Here is a 17,057-nt window from a genome sequence, read left to right on the forward strand (position 1 = left end):
TTGATTTCTTTAGAACGAGAGACTTCGTCGCCAGCAGCGCCGCCGCCCTCGTCAGTGAGTGGGCTTATAATCCTCACACACCGAAACAGTCAACAGGCCTTTTTCAAAAAAATCATCTTTCTCGTATCCTGTTGTTTTCTCACGAGATTTTGTAGAGGCCATTGGAATTCGTCGATTTCCCGGATTCTGGTCACGCTGGAAAGCCTGAAAAACATGACTGTTTGTCGGTTTTGTTGTGGAAGATGCGATTTTGCTCCTCTTCGCCCCGACATCATCACATTCTGCTGGTGAGAGGAAACACGTAGGATTCACGCAGGCATGCGCACGTAAGGTGCCATTCCCGGTGTGATTTGACTTCAGTGCCCAAAATATGCACATCTTTCGCCCCAGCCAGGATGGCCCGCGGATGCTCAGAACGACATCGAATGTAAGGATGCGAACTCCACTGCCATGATGACGGAGAAAATGATGATCCGCTCGCTCGGCAGCGAGCCTCCGCTTCTGGCAGACGGGCGACGCGCGCCCGACCGACGCGAAGTTTCGCTTCGCTGGCTTTCGGGCACGTTCCTCACCGGCATTACCTCTTCAATCCTCATGGGTGTCGCACTCTTTGCTGCGCTCGACGGCAGGCAGCAGCTGGCAATCCCGGCCGAAGCCTATGCAAGCGCATCGGCAGACGCACATCAGGATACATCTGTTACCCGCGGCGGTCGTCTGATCGCCCCCGTCATCGCCGCCAAACCATCCGACCGCGCCATCATGGAGGTCTCGACCGTTGTCCATGACGGCGAGAAGGAAGTCGTGCGCCGCCAGCCCTTCTCTCATGTGAAGATGATGCTGGCTGCCAATCACGTGGCAACTGAAGATTATCCGGACTTCGATCCGCTGGCGATCTTCTCGGCCGACGAGCCCCAGCCGGCACCGCAAAGCCGTACCGGCGCAATCTACGGGTCCGACGTCGAATCCGAAGTGGCACTGAAGACCGTTCCCTTCCCCACCGGCAAATCCAATCTCAACATGGCCCCTGGCCTGTCGCTTGACGAGGTTGAGGAAAACGTCCGCTCCAACGGATCCGTTCTGACGGATGGAAATGCCCAGCTCGCGGCCCTTTACTATGTGGATCCGCGCCGCTTCTCCGCCGAGGACAATGACGTCGATTTGACGGCCGGCCTTGCCGCACGCGTGCTCGAACAGAATATGACCGTCTCGGCACCGGAATCCATCACACCGCAGACCGAGGAATTCGCCGACGATATTCTGCCAGTGCGCCAGGACACGACAATTGCCAAGGCGCTCGCCGATTCCGGCTATCCGCAGCCACAGGCAGATGGCATGTCCGGTTATATCACCCCGGTGCTCGGCACCGATACGCTTTCCAAGGGCGACGTCCTGCGCATCGGTATCATTCAGAAGGGCGAGCAGGCGAAGATCATTCGGGCCAGCATCTATCGCAATACGCGCCATCTCATCACTGTCGCCCTCGATGACAAGGGCCGCTTCGTGGCCGGCAGCGAACCACCGATGCTGGATGCGATCGCCACCGCTTTCGAAGACAACTCCTTCGCTCCACCCGCCGGCCAGAATCTGCCGCGCGTCTATGACGGCATTTACCGCGCAGCCCTTTCCTACGGCATGACCAAGGATATGACCGCGCTGATCATCAAGCTGCTAGCAGCCAATGTCGACTTCCAGGCGCAGTTGAAGCCAACGGATTACCTCGAAGCCTTCTTCTCGGTGGCTGACAGCAACGGCCAGGCGACCGAGGATTCCGACCTTCTCTATGTCAACGCCCGTTTTGGCGATACGTTGACGCGCTTCTATCGCTTTCAGGACCCGGAAGACGGCACGATCGACTACTTCGATCAGGAGGGTAAGAGCATCCGGCAGTTCCTGCTGCGCAATCCTGTCCCGAACGGCATTTTCAAATCCGGCTTCGGCATGCGCCGCCATCCGATCCTCGGCTTCGCGCGCATGCATACGGGTGTAGACTGGGCAGCGCCGCGCGGAACGGCAATCATCGCAGCCGGTAATGGTACGGTCGAAAAGGCCGGCTGGGATTCCGGCGGCTACGGCAACCAGACGATCGTCCGCCATGCCAATGGCTATGAATCCTCCTATAACCACCAGAGCGCCATCGCCAAGGGCATCGTGCCCGGAGCAAAGGTGCGACAGGGTCAGGTCATCGGCTGGGTGGGCACGACGGGCGAATCCACCGGCCCGCATCTGCATTACGAACTGATCGTCAACGGCACCAAGGTCGACCCGCTTCGCATCCGCCTGCCGGGCGGCAAGTCGCTCCAGGGCGATGCACTCGCCAAGTTCGAGGACGAGCGCAAACGCATCGACACGCTGCTGAACAACCAGCCCGCCTCGGACCAGGTCGCCAGCAAGTAATCCTCCGTCTGCAGAAACAAAAACGGCGGCCCGAAGGCCGCCATTTTCAATTCTCGTCAACGCAGCTTTACGCCGCTTCGCTCACCGACTGTTTCGACCGGAACAGCAAGCGATCCGACCCACTGGTGATCTTCACCGTCGATCCGTCCGGCACCTGGCCTGAGAGGATCTGCTCGGCAAGCGGATCCTGGACGAATTTCTGGATCACCCGCTTCAGCGGACGCGCGCCGTAGACCGGATCGTATCCCTTGTTCGCCAGCCAGTTGCGGGCCTCCTCATCGAGGTCGAGCACGATCTTGCGCTCGGACAACAGCGAAATCAGACGCTTCAGCTGAATATCGACGATCGCGCCCATTTCCTCACGCTTCAGGCGATGGAAGAGGATGATCTCGTCGATACGGTTCAGGAATTCCGGCCGGAAATGACCGCGAACCACGTCCATCACCTGCTCGCGAACAGTCTCGCTGTCCTCACCCTCACGCAACTGCGTCAGGTATTCGGCACCAAGGTTCGAGGTCATGATGATCATCGTGTTGCGGAAGTCGACCGTCCGGCCCTGGCCGTCGGTCAAGCGACCGTCGTCAAGCACCTGCAGCAGGATGTTGAAGACATCGGGATGCGCCTTCTCGATCTCGTCAAACAGCACGACCTGATAGGGCCGGCGGCGGACGGCTTCCGTCAGCGCACCACCTTCGTCATAGCCGACATAACCGGGAGGCGCACCGATCAGCCGGGCAACGGAGTGCTTCTCCATATACTCGGACATATCCATGCGTACCATTGCCGTCTCGTCGTCGAAAAGGAAGCGGGCAAGCGCCTTGGTGAGTTCCGTCTTGCCGACACCGGTCGGGCCGAGGAAGATGAACGAGCCGATCGGCCGGTTCGGGTCCTGAAGGCCTGCGCGGGCACGGCGCACGGCACGGGATACAGCCTGAACCGCATCGCCTTGACCGATCACCGATTTCGCCAGATCGTCTTCCATCCTGAGCAGCTTGTCGCGTTCGCCTTCCAGCATTTTGTCGACCGGAATGCCGGTCCACCGGGAGACGACGTGGGCGATATTGTCGGGGGTCACGACCTCCTGGACCATCGCGTTGCGGCTGTTGTCTTCCTTGCTTTCGGCATCGGCAAGCTGCTTTTCGAGACCCGGGATCACACCATAGGCAAGCTCGCCAGCGCGCTGGAATTCACCCTTGCGCTGGGCGATCGCCAATTCGTTACGGGCATCGTCGAGCTGCTTCTTCAGGTCAGCGGCAAGACCGAGCTTCTGCTTTTCCGCCTGCCAGCGGGCTGTCAACGCATCCGCCTCTTCCTCGAGCGAGGTCAGTTCACCTTCCAGCCGCTTCAGCCGGTCGGCGGAAGCCACATCGGTTTCCTTCTTCAGCGCCTCGCGTTCGATCTTCAGCTGGATGATGCGGCGGTCGAGCTCATCGAGCTCCTCCGGTTTGGAGTCCACCTGCATACGCAGGCGGGCAGCCGCCTCGTCCATCAGGTCGATCGCCTTGTCCGGCAGGAAACGGTCGGTGATGTAACGGTTGGAAAGGGTCGCAGCGGCAACCAGCGCGGCATCGGCGATGCGCACCTTGTGATGCTGCTCATATTTTTCCTTCAGGCCGCGCAGGATCGAGATCGTATCTTCGACCGTCGGCTCCTCGACCATGACCGGCTGGAAGCGGCGGGCAAGGGCCGGGTCCTTCTCGACATGCTTGCGATATTCGTCGAGCGTCGTCGCACCGACGCAATGCAGTTCGCCGCGAGCAAGGGCCGGCTTCAGCAGGTTCGAGGCATCCATCGCGCCGTCAGCCTTGCCGGCGCCAACAAGCGTGTGCATTTCATCGATGAAGAGGATGATCTCGCCATTTTCAGACTGGACCTCGTTCAGCACCGCCTTAAGGCGTTCCTCGAACTCGCCGCGGAACTTCGCGCCGGCAATCAGGGCGCCCATATCGAGCGCCATCAGCTTCTTATCCTTCAGGCTCTCAGGCACGTCGCCATTGACGATACGCAGCGCAAGCCCTTCGACGATCGCGGTCTTGCCGACGCCCGGCTCGCCGATCAGAACGGGATTGTTCTTGGTACGGCGCGAGAGAACCTGGATCGTGCGGCGAATTTCATCGTCGCGGCCGATAACCGGATCGAGCTTGCCTTCGCGGGCATCACTTGTCAGGTCGCGTGCATATTTCTTCAGGCTGTCGAACCCCTGCTCGGCGCTCGCTGTATCGGCGGTGCGGCCCTTGCGGATTTCATTGATGACCTGATTGAGCGCCTGCGCGGTCACACCGGCGTTCTTCAGCGACTGATAGGTCGAGGCAGAGGTTTCGATCGCCAGCGCCTGCAGCAGACGTTCGACCGTCACGAAGCTATCGCCGGCCTTTTTTGCCGCTTCTTCGGCAGTGGAGAAGACCTTGGCAAGCGGCTGGGCAAGATAGATGTTACCATTGCCGCCGGAAATCTTCGGCAGCTTGGCAAGCGCGGCATCATTGGCGAGCCGCGCGGCTTTTACATCACCGCCGGCGCGCTCGATCAGCGAAGCGGCCATGCCCTGATCGTCATCAAGCAGGACTTTGAGCACATGTTCTGCAGTGAATTGCTGGTGCCCCTGGGCAAGCGCATAGGTCTGGGCGGACTGAACGAAACCGCGCACCCGCTCGGAGTATTTCTCGATATTCATATGTTACCTCCATGAATCGCCCTGCCCTTCATAAGGCACAGACCGATGATTGAGATTGAGCTCCCTCAAAAGGCAAGCCCTTGTTTGTCGCCATTGAGATTTGCGGCAAACGAAACTGAGGTGGATATGGTGGGGAATCCGGAGAGTTTAAAGGGGCGGGACACGGGAAAAACCACGCGTCATAGGCCGCTTCGCAAACCTCTCCAATTTTGCCGCCTGGTCAGATTCGCTTGATCTGAAAGTCGGATTCCAACCGCGATGGGCAAAGACAGGCGCGAGAATGATCCGGCGTGACACGCGGCCCGTGCCCCTAAAGAAAAAGCCGCCTAGGGGGCGGCTTCTCGGGTCCATGGATATTTGAAACGAGCTTACTCCGAAGCTGCCTCGGCCAGAGCAGGTGCCTCGCTGGAAGCGCCCTCTTCGCCTGCTGCTTCGCCTTCAGCGGCGCGGCGCGGACGGCGGGGGCGGGCGCCTGCGGCACGGCGACGGGGCTGGCGTTCAACAGGCTGCGCTGCGCCACCCTCTTCTTCCATGGCAACTTCCGCCGGAATACCTTCGATCTCCGGCTGCGGTCCGGTTCCGTCGATGGCCTCCGCCTGCTGCACCGGTGCGGCCGGCTGCTGTTCACGTGGCTGGCGCTGTTCACGCGGCTGACGCTCTTCACGCTGTTGCTGACGCTCTTCGCGTTGCGGCTGTCGCTCTTCTCGCTGCTGCTGGTGCGGCGGCTGAACGATGACGACATCGTCATTGTCACCCGTATCCAGATCGTCACCATCGCGGTCCGCATTGTCACGATCATTATAGTCGTTGCGGTCGTCGCGCTGGAAGCGCTCCTGCATCTGCGCCTGCGCGGCGGCAATGATGCGGTTGTAATGTTCGGCGTGCTGCAGGTAATTTTCGGCAATGACGCGGTCGCCGGAGCTCTGGGCGTCACGGGCGAGCTGCGCATATTTCTCAGCGATGTGCTGGGCAGTGCCGCGGATCTTCACATCGGGACCGGAACTGTCATAAGTCCTGGTCAGCGGATTGCCGCCCTTGCGGTTGAAATTGTTGTTATTGTTATTTCCGCCGCCGCCATTGTTATTATTGTGATTGCCACGCCCTCGACCGCGCTTGTTCTGCTGTCCTGGCCTCATCGATCGTTCACCTGAATTCTCTGTTTGTGATTGGATACATGGCACCAACCGCCAAGACCGGTTCATCCGGATCAGGGCCTTCGTGCCGCAAGCATAGTGCGCCTTCGCGCCGACCTGCCGCTTGTCTTCAAGTCAGTTTGACTGATTCACGCATTGGGTCGTGTTCAACTTTTGAAACTCTCGTTTAAAAGAGCAGACCCCCGAAGCTGAGCAAGTACCGAACGAATCTCGTTCATTCCTATGCGCCCAACGCGTGAGGGCAACCTATATTGCTTCCTCGGGAAATCCAAGCCTTTTTCTTCGCAATAGCAACAATGTCCAGTTCGATGCTGCAATTTGTCGCCATCATGCCGGCGAGAACACGAGCACTCTGTCATTCTGACCATAGTCTTTCACGGATTTGAGGCACTTGAAGCCTTCCGCTTCAAAGATCGCCGTCACATCGTTTCGCTGATCATAGCCTATTTCAAGTGCGACGATCCCATTTGGCCGTACGAACCTTCCGGCATCTTTTGCTATGGCTTTGTAGGCGTCAAGCCCATCCGAGCCGCCGTCCAGAGCTGCAGCTGGATCAAATTTCGTCACTTCGGGAGCGAGATCGTGAATAACATTGGAAGCAATATAGGGCGGATTTGAGACAAGCGCATGAAACGTCCCGTGGATGTTCTCGAACCAGTTCGACCGAATGGTCGTGAATCGATCCTGCAATCCGTTTCTTTCTGCGTTTGATCTTGCCGTCTCAAGTGCATCGGTCGAAATGTCGCTGCCGATGCCTGATGCTTCCGGGCATTCACTCAGGAGCGCAAGGCAAATCGCTCCGGTCCCGGTTCCTAGATCCAGGATGTGGAGATTGTCTTCCGTCTTTGCAAGGTCGCGCAGATAAGGAATGATCGTATCGACGAGGATTTCCGTATCCGGTCGCGGTTCCAGCGTGCCGGCGGACAGCGAAAGCGGCAGGCCGTAGAACTCCCGCTCTCCGAGAATGCGATGCACTGGCTCGTGTTTTAACCGCCTTTCGATCGCCCGACCGATGGTTCCCGCCTGCTCTTCCGAAACCACGTCACGGCCTGCGGTCAGCATCTCGGTCGGCGAGAGCTTCAACAAACCCGAAATCAGCAGCCGCGCATCGGTCTGCGGATCAGTGATGCCGGCTTCCGTGAAACGGCGCCGGGCCTCGGCAAGCATTTCGGAAACCGTCGGCCCGGATGCGGTCATTGCTGTTCGCCGAGCTGCGCGAGCTGGCTCGCCTGATAATCAGCAAGCAGCGCATCCACCACTTCGTCGATCTCGCCGATCATCATCCGGTCGAGTTTATAAAGCGTCAGGTTGATACGATGGTCGGTCACACGGCCCTGCGGGAAATTGTAGGTGCGGATGCGCTCGGAACGGTCGCCGGACCCGACCTGGCTTTTGCGGTCGGCAGACCGTTCGCTATCGGCCCTCTGCCGCTCGGCATCGTAAAGACGCGACCGAAGCACCTGCATGGCCTTGGCGCGGTTCTGGTGCTGCGATTTTTCCGAGCTGGTCACAACGATACCTGTCGGCAAGTGCGTGATACGCACCGCCGAGTCCGTCGTGTTGACGTGCTGGCCGCCCGCACCCGACGAGCGCATCGTGTCGATGCGGATATCTTCCGGCCGGATTTCGATATCGATCTCCTCGGCCTCGGGCAGGACCGCAACCGTCGCCGCCGATGTGTGGATACGCCCACCGGCTTCCGTCTCCGGCACACGCTGCACACGGTGCACGCCGGATTCGAACTTCAGCTTGGCAAAGACACCTTTGCCGGTGATTGTAGCGATGATTTCCTTAAAGCCGCCGGCTTCGCCCTCGCTTGACGACAGCACTTCCACCTTCCAGCCATGTGTCGACGCGTAGCGCTCGTACATGCGGAAAAGGTCACCGGCAAAAAGCGCAGCCTCGTTGCCGCCGGTGCCGGCGCGGATTTCCAGGATCGCGCTCTTTTCATCGGCCGCATCCTTCGGCAGCAGCAGGATCTGGATTTCGTTCTCCAGCGCCTCGATCCGCTCTTTCACGTCAGGCAGCTCGAGTTCGGCGAGCTCACGCATGTCGCGATCGACGGACTTGTCCTCGAGCAGCACCTCCAGATCGGCAAGCTCGCCGAGTGCTTTCTGATAGGCACGGATCTTTGTGACGACCGGCTGCAGCTCTGAATATTCGGACGCGAGCTTTACATAAACATCAGCCGAAGGGCCGGCCGACATGCGCGCTTCGATCTCGCCGAACCGGCGCTCAAGCTCGCGCATCTTTTCAATGGGAAGCTTCGCCACCCCTTGCTCCAATTCTTCTTATATATGTCTAAAGGGGAATATTGTGGCTCTCGGCGAAGCGGGCAAGCACTTCGCGCATCGGCACGGTCGCATTTCGGTCGTCGAGCGCCTCATTAACGGCCTTGGTGAGAGCCTCGGCATCGAGGCCCAGCAGCATCGCCTTGACCGGCCCGATCGAAGCCGGCGACATGGAGATGGAGCGGAAACCGACGCCCAGCAACGCCATGGCCGAAAGCGGCTTTCCTGCCAGCTCACCGCAGAGCGTCACCGGTGTCTTGTTGCGATCGGCACCGCGCACGATATCGCGCAGAATCCGCAGGAACGGCCGTTCCAGTGGATCGAAGCGCTCCGACACCCGCGCGTTGCCGCGATCGACCGCCATGGCGAACTGGAAGAGATCGTTGGAACCGACCGAGACGAAATCGACCGCATCCATCAGCTCGTCGAGCTGCCAGAGCAGCGCCGGCACTTCCAGCATCGCGCCGAACTGCAGCTTGCGCGGCAGGCCATGGCCGAAACGCGAAAGATGCTGCACTTCCTTCTGCAGAAGTTCGCGCACCTGCCTGAGCTCAGAAACCTCGGTCACCATCGGCACCATCAGCTTCAGCTCGGCGCCTGCCGCAGCCTTCAGCATGGCGCGCAGCTGGGTGCGCAACAGCCCCGGACGGTCAAGCGACAGGCGGATTGCCCGCCAGCCGAGCGCCGGATTCTCTTCCTCGTGGCCGCGGAAGTAAGGAACGACCTTATCGCCACCGATATCGAGCGTACGGAAAGTCACGACACGGCCCGCCGCCTGCTTCAGCACATTGCGGTAGAACATCTCCTGCTCTTCCGCTTTCGGCATGGTTGACGCGATCATGAATTGCAGTTCCGTGCGGAAGAGACCGATGCCCTCCGCACCCGATTCCGCCAACTGCGGCAGGTCGACCAGCAGGCCGGCATTCATCAGAAGCTGAATGCGCTGACCATCCCGGGTGACCGGCTCGACGGAACGCAATGCCCGGAACTGCTCCTGCCGGCGGGCGCGGAAGCGAACCTTTTCTTCATAGGAACGCTGATGCTCCGGCATCGGTCGGATATGCACATGCCCTTCGTCACCATCGATAATGACGGCATCGCCATTTTCGGCAAGAGCGACGACACCCGCCGCCTGGCCGATGACCGGAATGCCCATGGCGCGTGCAACGATCACCACATGGCTCGTCACCGCGCCTTCTTCCAGCACCAGACCGCGCACATTGGCGCGCGGGTAGTCGAGAAGCTCCGCCGCCCCCATGGCACGCGCCAGGATGATCGCGTCGGTCGGAAAGCCTTCAGCCGTCGTGCGACCCGTATAACCGGTCAATACGCGCAGCAGCCGGTTCGCCAGATCTTCGAAATCGTGCATCCGCTCGCGAAGATACGGATCGGTCAGGCGCATCATGCGCGCCTTGGTGTCGCTCTGGACCTTCTCCACCGCCGCTTCCGCCGTCAGGCCGTTACGTATCGCTTCTTCCAGCTTGCGCACCCAGCCCTGGTCATGGGCGAACATGCGATAGGTTTCGAGCACCTCGCGGTGCTCACCTTCCATGGAGACATCGCGGCGCGACAGCATGTCGTCGATCGAAATCCTGAGCGAGCCCATGGCTTCCGCCAGCCGCCGGATTTCCTTCTCCGCATCTTCATTGAGGAGATTGGTAACGACGATGCGCGGCTCGTGCAGCACGACGTATCCAAGACCGATGCCGTCATTATACGTATCGCCGTCGACTGTGACCGAACGGGTGAGATCGAGTTCGAGGCCCGGCTTCGTGATCTTCTTGAGTTCGCCGGTCGCGATCATCTCGGCGAGAACCATCGCCGTCGTTTCGAGCGCTTCCAGCTCCTCGTCGCGATAATTGCGGCTCGCCTTGTTCTGCACGACGAGAACGCCGAGCGACCGGCCGGTCCGCAGGATCGGCACACCGAGGAAGGAATGATAGATCTCTTCACCTGTTTCCGGCAGGTAGCGGAAAGCAGGATGCGACTGTGCGTCGGAAAGATTGAGCGGCTGGGCCGATGCGGCGATCGTGCCGACGAGACCCTGCCCCATCTTCAGTTGCGAAAGGTGGACGGCTTCTTTTTTGAGACCTTCGGTCGCATAGAGCTCGAGAACGCCGTCGGCCCGCAGCACGTAGACGGAGCACACCTCTGCCACCATGTTGCTGGCGATCTGGCGCACGATCCGGTCGAGTCGCTCCTGCGGCTCCAGCGGCTCCGCCATCAATTCGCGCAGCCGCTTGAGCAATACGCGCGGACCGCCGGAAAGGTCTCTCATTGCGTCTCAAGCTCCCCGAAACAAACGCTTGGTGCGGACAGAAGAACCGGCCGCATCTTCAACCTGAAGGGGCAGGCCGCCCGCTGGGAATCAATTCTTATCCAGACCGTAGCAGGAATGCAAAGTTCTGACAGCGAGTTCTGCGTAAGGACCGTCGATCAGGATCGAAATCTTGATCTCCGAAGTTGTAATTGCCTTGATGTTGATGCCTTTTTCGGCAAGTGCCCGGAAGGCGGTCGCCGCAACACCCGCATGGCTGCGCATGCCGATGCCGATGACCGAAACCTTCACCAGCCCCGATTCGCTCTGCGCAACGTCATAGCCGATCTTCGCCTTGTTGTCGGAGAGGACCTTGATGGCTTTCTCGACATCTCCCGAAGGAACGGTGAAGGTCATGTCCGTCTTCGAACCATCTTCAGAGATGTTCTGGACGATCATATCGACGTTGATGTGGCTTTCGGCAAGCGGACCGAAGATCGCAGCGGAAACGCCGGGCCGGTCGGCAAGACGGCGAAGCGAGATCTGAGCCTCATCCTTGGCATAGGCGATGCCGGTGACTACTTCCTGTTCCACGATTTCATCCTCGTCACAAATCAGCGTTCCGGGCGGGTTCAAGAGGTCGCCCATGCCCGGAGCATCGGGATCCTCGAAAGACGAACGCACGAAGGTGCGTACCTTGTGCACCATGGCAAGCTCCACCGAGCGTACCTGGAGAACCTTGGCACCGAGAGAGGCCATTTCCAGCATTTCTTCGAAGGCGATCTTCTTCAGGCGCCGGGCCTTGGGCTCGATGCGCGGATCGGTCGTATAGACGCCGTCGACATCGGTATAGATGTCGCAGCGGTCGGCCTTCACTGCGGCCGCGATCGCCACTGCCGACGTGTCCGATCCGCCGCGCCCGAGCGTCGAAATGCGGTTATCGGGGCCAAGCCCCTGGAAGCCGGCGACGACCGCGACCTGCCCCTCGCCCATGCGTTTGATGATATCGGTGCCGTCGATCTCCATGATGCGCGCGGCGCCGTGCGCGTTGTCTGTGCGGATCGGAATCTGCCAGCCCTGCCAGGAACGGGCATTGATGCCCATGCTCTGCAGAGCGATCGCCAGAAGGCCTGACGTGACCTGTTCGCCTGAGGCGACCACGGCGTCATATTCGCGTGCGTCGTAGAAAGGCGAGTTGGCGCCGATCACCTTTGGCGTGCCTTGCACCCAGCCAACCAGCTCATTGGTCTTGCCAGACATGGCGGAAACGACGACTGCCACTTCATGGCCGGCGTCGACTTCACGTTTCACATGGCGGGCAACGTTCTTGATGCGGTCCAGATCAGCGACGGAGGTTCCGCCGAATTTCATAACGATGCGTGCCATAAGCCTCTACCACGACCCGCGCGCGACTGCCGGAAACGGGATTTGCTTCTCCGGTACGCCACGCGTTCACAAACCGCCGGGAGACGCATTGCCCTCCCGGGCATCAGAAAACCCCGGCTGCCGAATGGCCGAAGAGCCCGGAAATACTGGTTTCTGGAACGCTTCTAGCCCCGCCAACCAAGGACGAAAGTTGGCGCGTCTCTTAGCGAGTTTGGCAAGGGGTGGCAAGGGCGGGGAAAGGGTGAAGTGGAGACGGCAGGAGTTCGCCGGAAACGACCCGCACCGCCCCTGCAAAACATCCCTCTCACCATGCCCGTCGAACCGGAGCATCAAGGCGATTGAACTTAGTGGCCGGAAATGCGTTTAAACAGCAATAGATACGTCAAGAAAGCTGGTGAGCAGAATGAGAAGATTAGCGATAATTGCACTGTCGATAGCAACCGCATTCTCCGGAATGCCCGCTTGGGCAGGGCCGGCCTATACGGCAAACCCTGTCCAGTCGGCAGTGCAAACCCAAGCCGCCGGCGACCAGGCCGAGCTTCTTCAGGTGGGCTGCAACAACTTCACGAAATGCCCTCGTTATAATCAAGGCTGGGGCCGCAATTACCGCTATTCGGACCGTTATCGCTATGATCGCGGATGGGACAGGGACCGCCGCTATTATGGCGACCGCTATTACCGCGACCGGTATTATCGGCACCATGACAACACCGGCGCCATTATCGGGGGCTTGGCCGCCGGCGCAATCATCGGCGGCATTATAGCCTCGCAGCCGCGCGTGCAGACGGGCAGTTCGCATGCCGATTACTGCTACAGCCGCTATCGCTCATACCGCGCGTATGACAATACGTACCAGCCCACATACGGCCCGCGCCGTCAGTGCCGCTGAATCTGCATGACCTTTGATACGAACCCCGCGAAGACGCGGGGTTTTTTAATGTCTTGAGGCTCGCTCGTTTTGTTAAGGTGTATACCAAGCGTCCGGTGCGGCTTGAGCGCCCTTGACTTATCGTACCGATCATCCGACTTCACTGACAGGACATGAAGGAGCGGCAGATGAACGAAGCGGCCAAAACAACAATCGACCAGAGCGAAGTCGATCGCTTTTCCGCCATGGCAGCCGAGTGGTGGAGCCCGACCGGCAAGTTCAAGCCGCTGCACAAGTTCAATCCTGTTCGCCTGGCCTATATCCGCGACAGGGCAGCGGAGAATTTCTCTCGCAATCCAAAGAGTGCCAAACCGCTTGAAGGCCTGCGCGTGCTCGATATCGGCTGTGGTGGCGGCCTTCTGTCGGAGCCGGTTGCCCGTATGGGGGCCGAAGTAGTCGGCGCGGACCCCTCCGAAAAAAACATCGGCATCGCTTCAACCCATGCCAAGGCATCGGGTGTTACGGTCGACTATCGGGCCGTCACCGCAGAGCAGCTCGCCGAGGCCGGTGAGGCCTTCGATATCGTGCTCAACATGGAAGTGGTGGAGCATGTGGCCGATGTCGAGCTTTTCATGAATACCTGCGCCGGCATGGTCCGGCCGGGCGGCCTGATGTTCGTCGCCACCATCAACCGCACCATGAAGGCGGCCGCGCTTGCCATTTTTGCCGCCGAAAATGTCCTGCGCTGGCTGCCGCGCGGCACGCATCAATATGAAAAGCTGGTGCGCCCCGAAGAGCTGGAAAAACCGCTCGTCGCAAACGGCCTCGAAATCATCGACCGCACAGGCGTCTTCTTCAATCCGCTGGCAAACCAGTGGAACCTGTCGAAAGACATGGATGTGAACTACATGTTGCTGGCAAAGCGGCCGGCTTGATCGCGACGGTCTAGACCTTCAAAGTTTGGACGAAAGCGAGCAGATCCTTCTGCGTCTCGGCATTGCGCGCGGCAAGCTCTTTGACGTGGTCGCGATCGATCACAATTTCCGCCCCGTCAGGCCCAAAGGGCTGTTTGAAGTTGAAGGCCTTAGGGCTTGCGCCGTGGTCGGCAAGATATTCGAGACGCTCCACACCTTCCTGCCAGTCCGGCCGATGATAGACTGAAACCCACCATAGGACGAGCGGCGGCCAAGTCTGCTTCACATTCCAGTTGCGGGCATGTTTCAGGGCGTCGGCATGAACACCATTATAGGTGAAAGCCATCAGAGACTCGATATCGGCCCATAATGACAGGGAAGATGGCGCAGAGGTGAAACCGCTGCCCTCGATGTAACGCGGAAAAGCCTGCGGCCCCCAGCTTCTGGGGCCGGGATATCCGGGATAGCCTGAGCGGCCAATGAAGCCGCACGCCCGGGCGGCAGCTTCGAAATTCGGAGGTTCACGAAGAACGAAGCCTTCGACGGCCCTGCTGTCAGAAGGTGCGACATGCAGGCCGAAATTATAGAAGGCCAGCCGCGCAGTCTCCATATCAGTTCACGTCTTCAGGCAGGATCGGCAGGGCAGCAATCTCGATGCCCTCTTCGACCAGCGACTGCGCTTCATCGGGTGTCGCCTGGCCGATAATGCCGCGAGCATCCGCCTCGCCATAATGGATCTTGCGGGCCTCTTCGGGAAAACGCGTCCCGACATCCTCCGAATTCGCCTTGACCGCTGCAACCGCTTCCTTGAGCTTCAGGAAGGCTTCGCGGCGAGCCACGTCCATGGCAACAGACTGTATCTCGTCCTTCTTGCGTGCAGTCGAGACCGACGGCGCCATCAGCGATTTCGAGATGGAGGCGGAATTGCAGACGGGACAGGTCAGAAACCCGCTTGCGACCTGCCGGTCGAAATCCGCGCTTTCTGAAAACCAGCCTTCGAACTCATGGGCATTCTCACAAATGAGGGAATAGCGGATCAAGCTGCGACGCCTCCCGAGATTCCCCCCGCAATCCTCTCGATGGAAAACTCCCGTCCGTTCTTAAGGTTTGGAATCTTGTCATGTGCGGCCTTCACAGCCGCCGGATCGATCTCTGCCAAAATGACGGCCTCGCCAGTCGGGCCGGCCGCCGCGAGCACCTTGCCCCAGGGGTCGATGATCATGGAATGACCGAATGTCTCCCGACCGTCCTCGTGCAGGCCAGCCTGCGCTGCCGCGATGACGAAGACGCCGTTTTCGATGGCACGCGCCCGCAGCAGGATCTCCCAATGCGCCTCTCCGGTCTGCTTCGTAAAAGCGGCCGGAACGGTCATCACCTCGGCACCGGCAACCGCCTGCGCACGGAAAAGCTGCGGGAAACGCACGTCATAACAGATAGTGAAACCCATCTCGGCAAAAGGCAAAGACAGAACGCGCGCTTCGGACCCCGGCCGGTAGGCGGCGCTTTCGCGCCAGCTCTCGCCGTTGTCGAGGTCGACGTCGAACATATGGATCTTGTCGTATCGGTTCAGGATCTTTCCGTCAGGTCCGAAGAGGAAACCGCGATTGGCCATCTTGCCGTCATCGAGCGCAATCGCCGTCGAGCCGACATGCATATAGATGCCGAGCTCAGCCGCAAGCGCCGAGCCGGTCTTGACGATGATGTCATTGCTCTCGTCGCGCAGCACTTCTTTTGCAGCAGCCCGGTTACGCTGCAGCATGCCGGTCATTTCCGGCGTTTGCACATAGGTGGCGCCCTGCGCGGCAGCTGCTCGGACGAGACGCGCCATCGAAGCGGCATTCCGCTCCGGATCGACACCGGAACACATCTGTATGGCGGCAGCCGTAAAGCTCATCGCTCTTCCTCAGGCTGCCAGCAGCGGATCGAGCTTGCCTGCCCGATCGAGCGCGTAGAGATCATCGCAACCGCCGACATGCGTGCTGCCGACGAAAATCTGCGGAAAGGTCGTGCGGCCGTTCGACTTACCAAGCATTTCCTGGCGAAGCTCGGGCGAGAAGGTCGCGTCATGTTCGACATAGTCGACGCCCTTCTCTTCAAGAAGAGATTTGGCGCGTGCACAATAGCCGCAGAATTGGCGCGTATAGATGGTAACGGGTACCATGAAGCTCTCCAGACAGTGCTGTTTTCTTTCTGTCATATAGTTTCTGCGATAGCCCTTGCAAAGGTCAAAACCGTTATATCGGAGGCGCCCGCCTTGCGCAGCGCGCGCGTTGCCGCACCAACCGTCGCCCCCGTCGTAAAGACGTCGTCGACAAGCACGATGCGTTTGCCGAAGACATCGCTTTCCGTGCCCGCGGCAACTGCAAAAGCGCCACGGACATTGTCTTCGCGCGCCCGTAAGCCAAGACCGACCTGCTGGCTGGTCCGCTTCACACGCAGGAGCGTTGCCGGCAATAGCGGCTTTCCAGCAAGCCCCGCCAAATGTCGGGCAAGCTCAGCGGCCTGGTTGAATTTGCGCGAGACCATGCGGGTGCGATGGAGGGGAACCGGAATGATGGCGTCACAGCGTTCGACCATGCCGTCCGAGGCGCGCAGCATCCAGGCGGCCATCATCGGTGCGAGATCCGTACGATCGCGGTATTTCAGACCATGGACCAAGGTTCGAACGGCGTGATCGAGGGTGGCTGCTGAACGCAGTCGATCGAACGGAGGTGGATTGGCGATCGCTTCGGCACTCAGGATGCCGGCGCCGAGATCATGAGAAAAGGGAAGGCCGAGCACCTCGCAATAAGGGCGCTCGATGAAGCGGACTTCGGACCAGCATTTGGCACAGAGCCCGCGGTGACCGCCTGTCGAAACACCACAAGCCGCGCAGGCCGGCGGATAGACAAGATCGGCAAGCATCGAAAACGGCTGCAGAAACTGCGCCCATATCCGCACCGCCTCACTTTTCATCTCGATCGTCCCCATATGAGGCAGACTAGAGCATGTCGCACAAAAGTGTGTAGCGGTTTTGCGAGAGTGACATGCATAAAACGAAGACCCACAGCGTGGCAGGCCGAGCTCAAGGGCCGCGAGACGCACTGGCGCGTCGCGCCAAAGGAAAATCGCCTTGCCGCCTG

The 17,057-nt window shown here is 59.8% G+C and carries 14 protein-coding genes; 3 read left to right on the forward strand and 11 right to left on the reverse strand.

All coding sequences use genetic code 11. The annotated features are described in order from the left end of the window. Window positions 1-450 precede the first annotated feature (450 nt). Complete coding sequence (locus tag FHT93_RS21700; RefSeq protein WP_113017251.1) at window positions 451-2,394, forward strand: M23 family metallopeptidase; 1,944 nt, start codon at window positions 451-453, stop codon at window positions 2,392-2,394. A gap of 67 nt (window positions 2,395-2,461) precedes the next feature. On the opposite strand, the gene clpB is transcribed toward FHT93_RS21700, so the two are convergent. From clpB to FHT93_RS21730, 6 genes are all read right to left on the reverse strand, one after another. Continuing rightward, window positions 2,462-5,065: an ATP-dependent chaperone ClpB gene (gene clpB / locus FHT93_RS21705; RefSeq protein WP_112545153.1), complete on the reverse strand. Its 2,604-nt coding sequence runs from the start codon at window positions 5,063-5,065 to the stop codon at window positions 2,462-2,464. A gap of 368 nt (window positions 5,066-5,433) precedes the next feature. Beyond that, window positions 5,434-6,201 (reverse strand): DUF4167 domain-containing protein, encoded by a 768-nt coding sequence (locus tag FHT93_RS21710; RefSeq protein WP_183849433.1) that lies wholly within the window; start codon window positions 6,199-6,201, stop codon window positions 5,434-5,436. A gap of 345 nt (window positions 6,202-6,546) precedes the next feature. Further along, a complete protein-coding gene (gene prmC / locus FHT93_RS21715; protein WP_183849435.1) occupies window positions 6,547-7,416 on the reverse strand; it encodes a peptide chain release factor N(5)-glutamine methyltransferase in 870 nt (289 codons plus the stop codon). Continuing rightward, complete coding sequence (gene prfA, locus FHT93_RS21720; RefSeq protein WP_183849437.1) at window positions 7,413-8,492, reverse strand: peptide chain release factor 1; 1,080 nt, start codon at window positions 8,490-8,492, stop codon at window positions 7,413-7,415. Before prfA ends, prmC begins: the two co-directional genes overlap by 4 nt. A gap of 28 nt (window positions 8,493-8,520) precedes the next feature. Continuing rightward, a complete protein-coding gene (ptsP, locus tag FHT93_RS21725; protein WP_112545149.1) occupies window positions 8,521-10,788 on the reverse strand; it encodes a phosphoenolpyruvate--protein phosphotransferase in 2,268 nt (755 codons plus the stop codon). Window positions 10,789-10,878: 90 nt separating this feature from the next. Then, window positions 10,879-12,153, reverse strand: coding sequence for an aspartate kinase (locus tag FHT93_RS21730; RefSeq protein ID WP_112970910.1), 1,275 nt, complete (start codon window positions 12,151-12,153; stop codon window positions 10,879-10,881). Window positions 12,154-12,556: 403 nt separating this feature from the next. Between FHT93_RS21730 and FHT93_RS21735 the strand changes: the two genes are divergently transcribed. Further along, the gene (locus FHT93_RS21735) at window positions 12,557-13,042 is read left to right on the forward strand and encodes a BA14K family protein (protein ID WP_183849439.1); all 486 of its coding nucleotides are present in this window, start codon (window positions 12,557-12,559) and stop codon (window positions 13,040-13,042) included. A 167-nt stretch (window positions 13,043-13,209) separates the two neighbouring features. Beyond that, complete coding sequence (gene ubiG / locus FHT93_RS21740; protein WP_183849441.1) at window positions 13,210-13,956, forward strand: bifunctional 2-polyprenyl-6-hydroxyphenol methylase/3-demethylubiquinol 3-O-methyltransferase UbiG; 747 nt, start codon at window positions 13,210-13,212, stop codon at window positions 13,954-13,956. Window positions 13,957-13,966: 10 nt separating this feature from the next. Here the strand turns inward: ubiG and FHT93_RS21745 are convergent, their stop codons facing one another. Genes FHT93_RS21745 through FHT93_RS21765 form a run of 5 tightly spaced genes read right to left on the reverse strand, consistent with a single transcriptional unit; the run spans window position 13,967 to window position 16,905 of the window. Then, window positions 13,967-14,545, reverse strand: coding sequence for a DUF3291 domain-containing protein (locus FHT93_RS21745; RefSeq protein WP_183849443.1), 579 nt, complete (start codon window positions 14,543-14,545; stop codon window positions 13,967-13,969). Window position 14,546: 1 nt separating this feature from the next. Then, window positions 14,547-14,975, reverse strand: a complete 429-nt coding sequence (locus tag FHT93_RS21750; protein WP_112545144.1) for a DUF1178 family protein — start codon at window positions 14,973-14,975, stop codon at window positions 14,547-14,549. Continuing rightward, window positions 14,972-15,829: a carbon-nitrogen hydrolase family protein gene (locus tag FHT93_RS21755; protein WP_183849445.1), complete on the reverse strand. Its 858-nt coding sequence runs from the start codon at window positions 15,827-15,829 to the stop codon at window positions 14,972-14,974. Before FHT93_RS21755 ends, FHT93_RS21750 begins: the two co-directional genes overlap by 4 nt. Before the next feature lie 9 nt (window positions 15,830-15,838). Then, window positions 15,839-16,096 (reverse strand): glutaredoxin 3, encoded by a 258-nt coding sequence (gene grxC / locus FHT93_RS21760; RefSeq protein WP_112545142.1) that lies wholly within the window; start codon window positions 16,094-16,096, stop codon window positions 15,839-15,841. A gap of 32 nt (window positions 16,097-16,128) precedes the next feature. Then, window positions 16,129-16,905, reverse strand: coding sequence for a ComF family protein (locus FHT93_RS21765; RefSeq protein ID WP_183849447.1), 777 nt, complete (start codon window positions 16,903-16,905; stop codon window positions 16,129-16,131). Window positions 16,906-17,057 lie beyond the last annotated feature (152 nt).

Origin of the sequence: Rhizobium sp. BK379 (genome assembly GCF_014193955.1) — a bacterium.
Classification (GTDB): domain Bacteria; phylum Pseudomonadota; class Alphaproteobacteria; order Rhizobiales; family Rhizobiaceae; genus Rhizobium.

Coding starts and splice junctions, on each gene's coding strand:
- FHT93_RS21710 (WP_183849433.1), bottom strand. CDS start 6,201: ATGAGGCCAGGACAGCAGAACAAGCGCGGTCGAGGGCGTGGCAATCAC.
- FHT93_RS21765 (WP_183849447.1), bottom strand. CDS start 16,905: ATGGGGACGATCGAGATGAAAAGTGAGGCGGTGCGGATATGGGCGCAG.
- ubiG (WP_183849441.1), top strand. CDS start 13,210: ATGAACGAAGCGGCCAAAACAACAATCGACCAGAGCGAAGTCGATCGC.
- FHT93_RS21700 (WP_113017251.1), top strand. CDS start 451: ATGATGACGGAGAAAATGATGATCCGCTCGCTCGGCAGCGAGCCTCCG.
- FHT93_RS21745 (WP_183849443.1), bottom strand. CDS start 14,545: ATGGAGACTGCGCGGCTGGCCTTCTATAATTTCGGCCTGCATGTCGCA.
- FHT93_RS21735 (WP_183849439.1), top strand. CDS start 12,557: ATGAGAAGATTAGCGATAATTGCACTGTCGATAGCAACCGCATTCTCC.
- FHT93_RS21730 (WP_112970910.1), bottom strand. CDS start 12,153: ATGGCACGCATCGTTATGAAATTCGGCGGAACCTCCGTCGCTGATCTG.
- ptsP (WP_112545149.1), bottom strand. CDS start 10,788: ATGAGAGACCTTTCCGGCGGTCCGCGCGTATTGCTCAAGCGGCTGCGC.
- clpB (WP_112545153.1), bottom strand. CDS start 5,065: ATGAATATCGAGAAATACTCCGAGCGGGTGCGCGGTTTCGTTCAGTCC.
- grxC (WP_112545142.1), bottom strand. CDS start 16,096: ATGGTACCCGTTACCATCTATACGCGCCAATTCTGCGGCTATTGTGCA.
- FHT93_RS21755 (WP_183849445.1), bottom strand. CDS start 15,829: ATGAGCTTTACGGCTGCCGCCATACAGATGTGTTCCGGTGTCGATCCG.
- prmC (WP_183849435.1), bottom strand. CDS start 7,416: ATGACCGCATCCGGGCCGACGGTTTCCGAAATGCTTGCCGAGGCCCGG.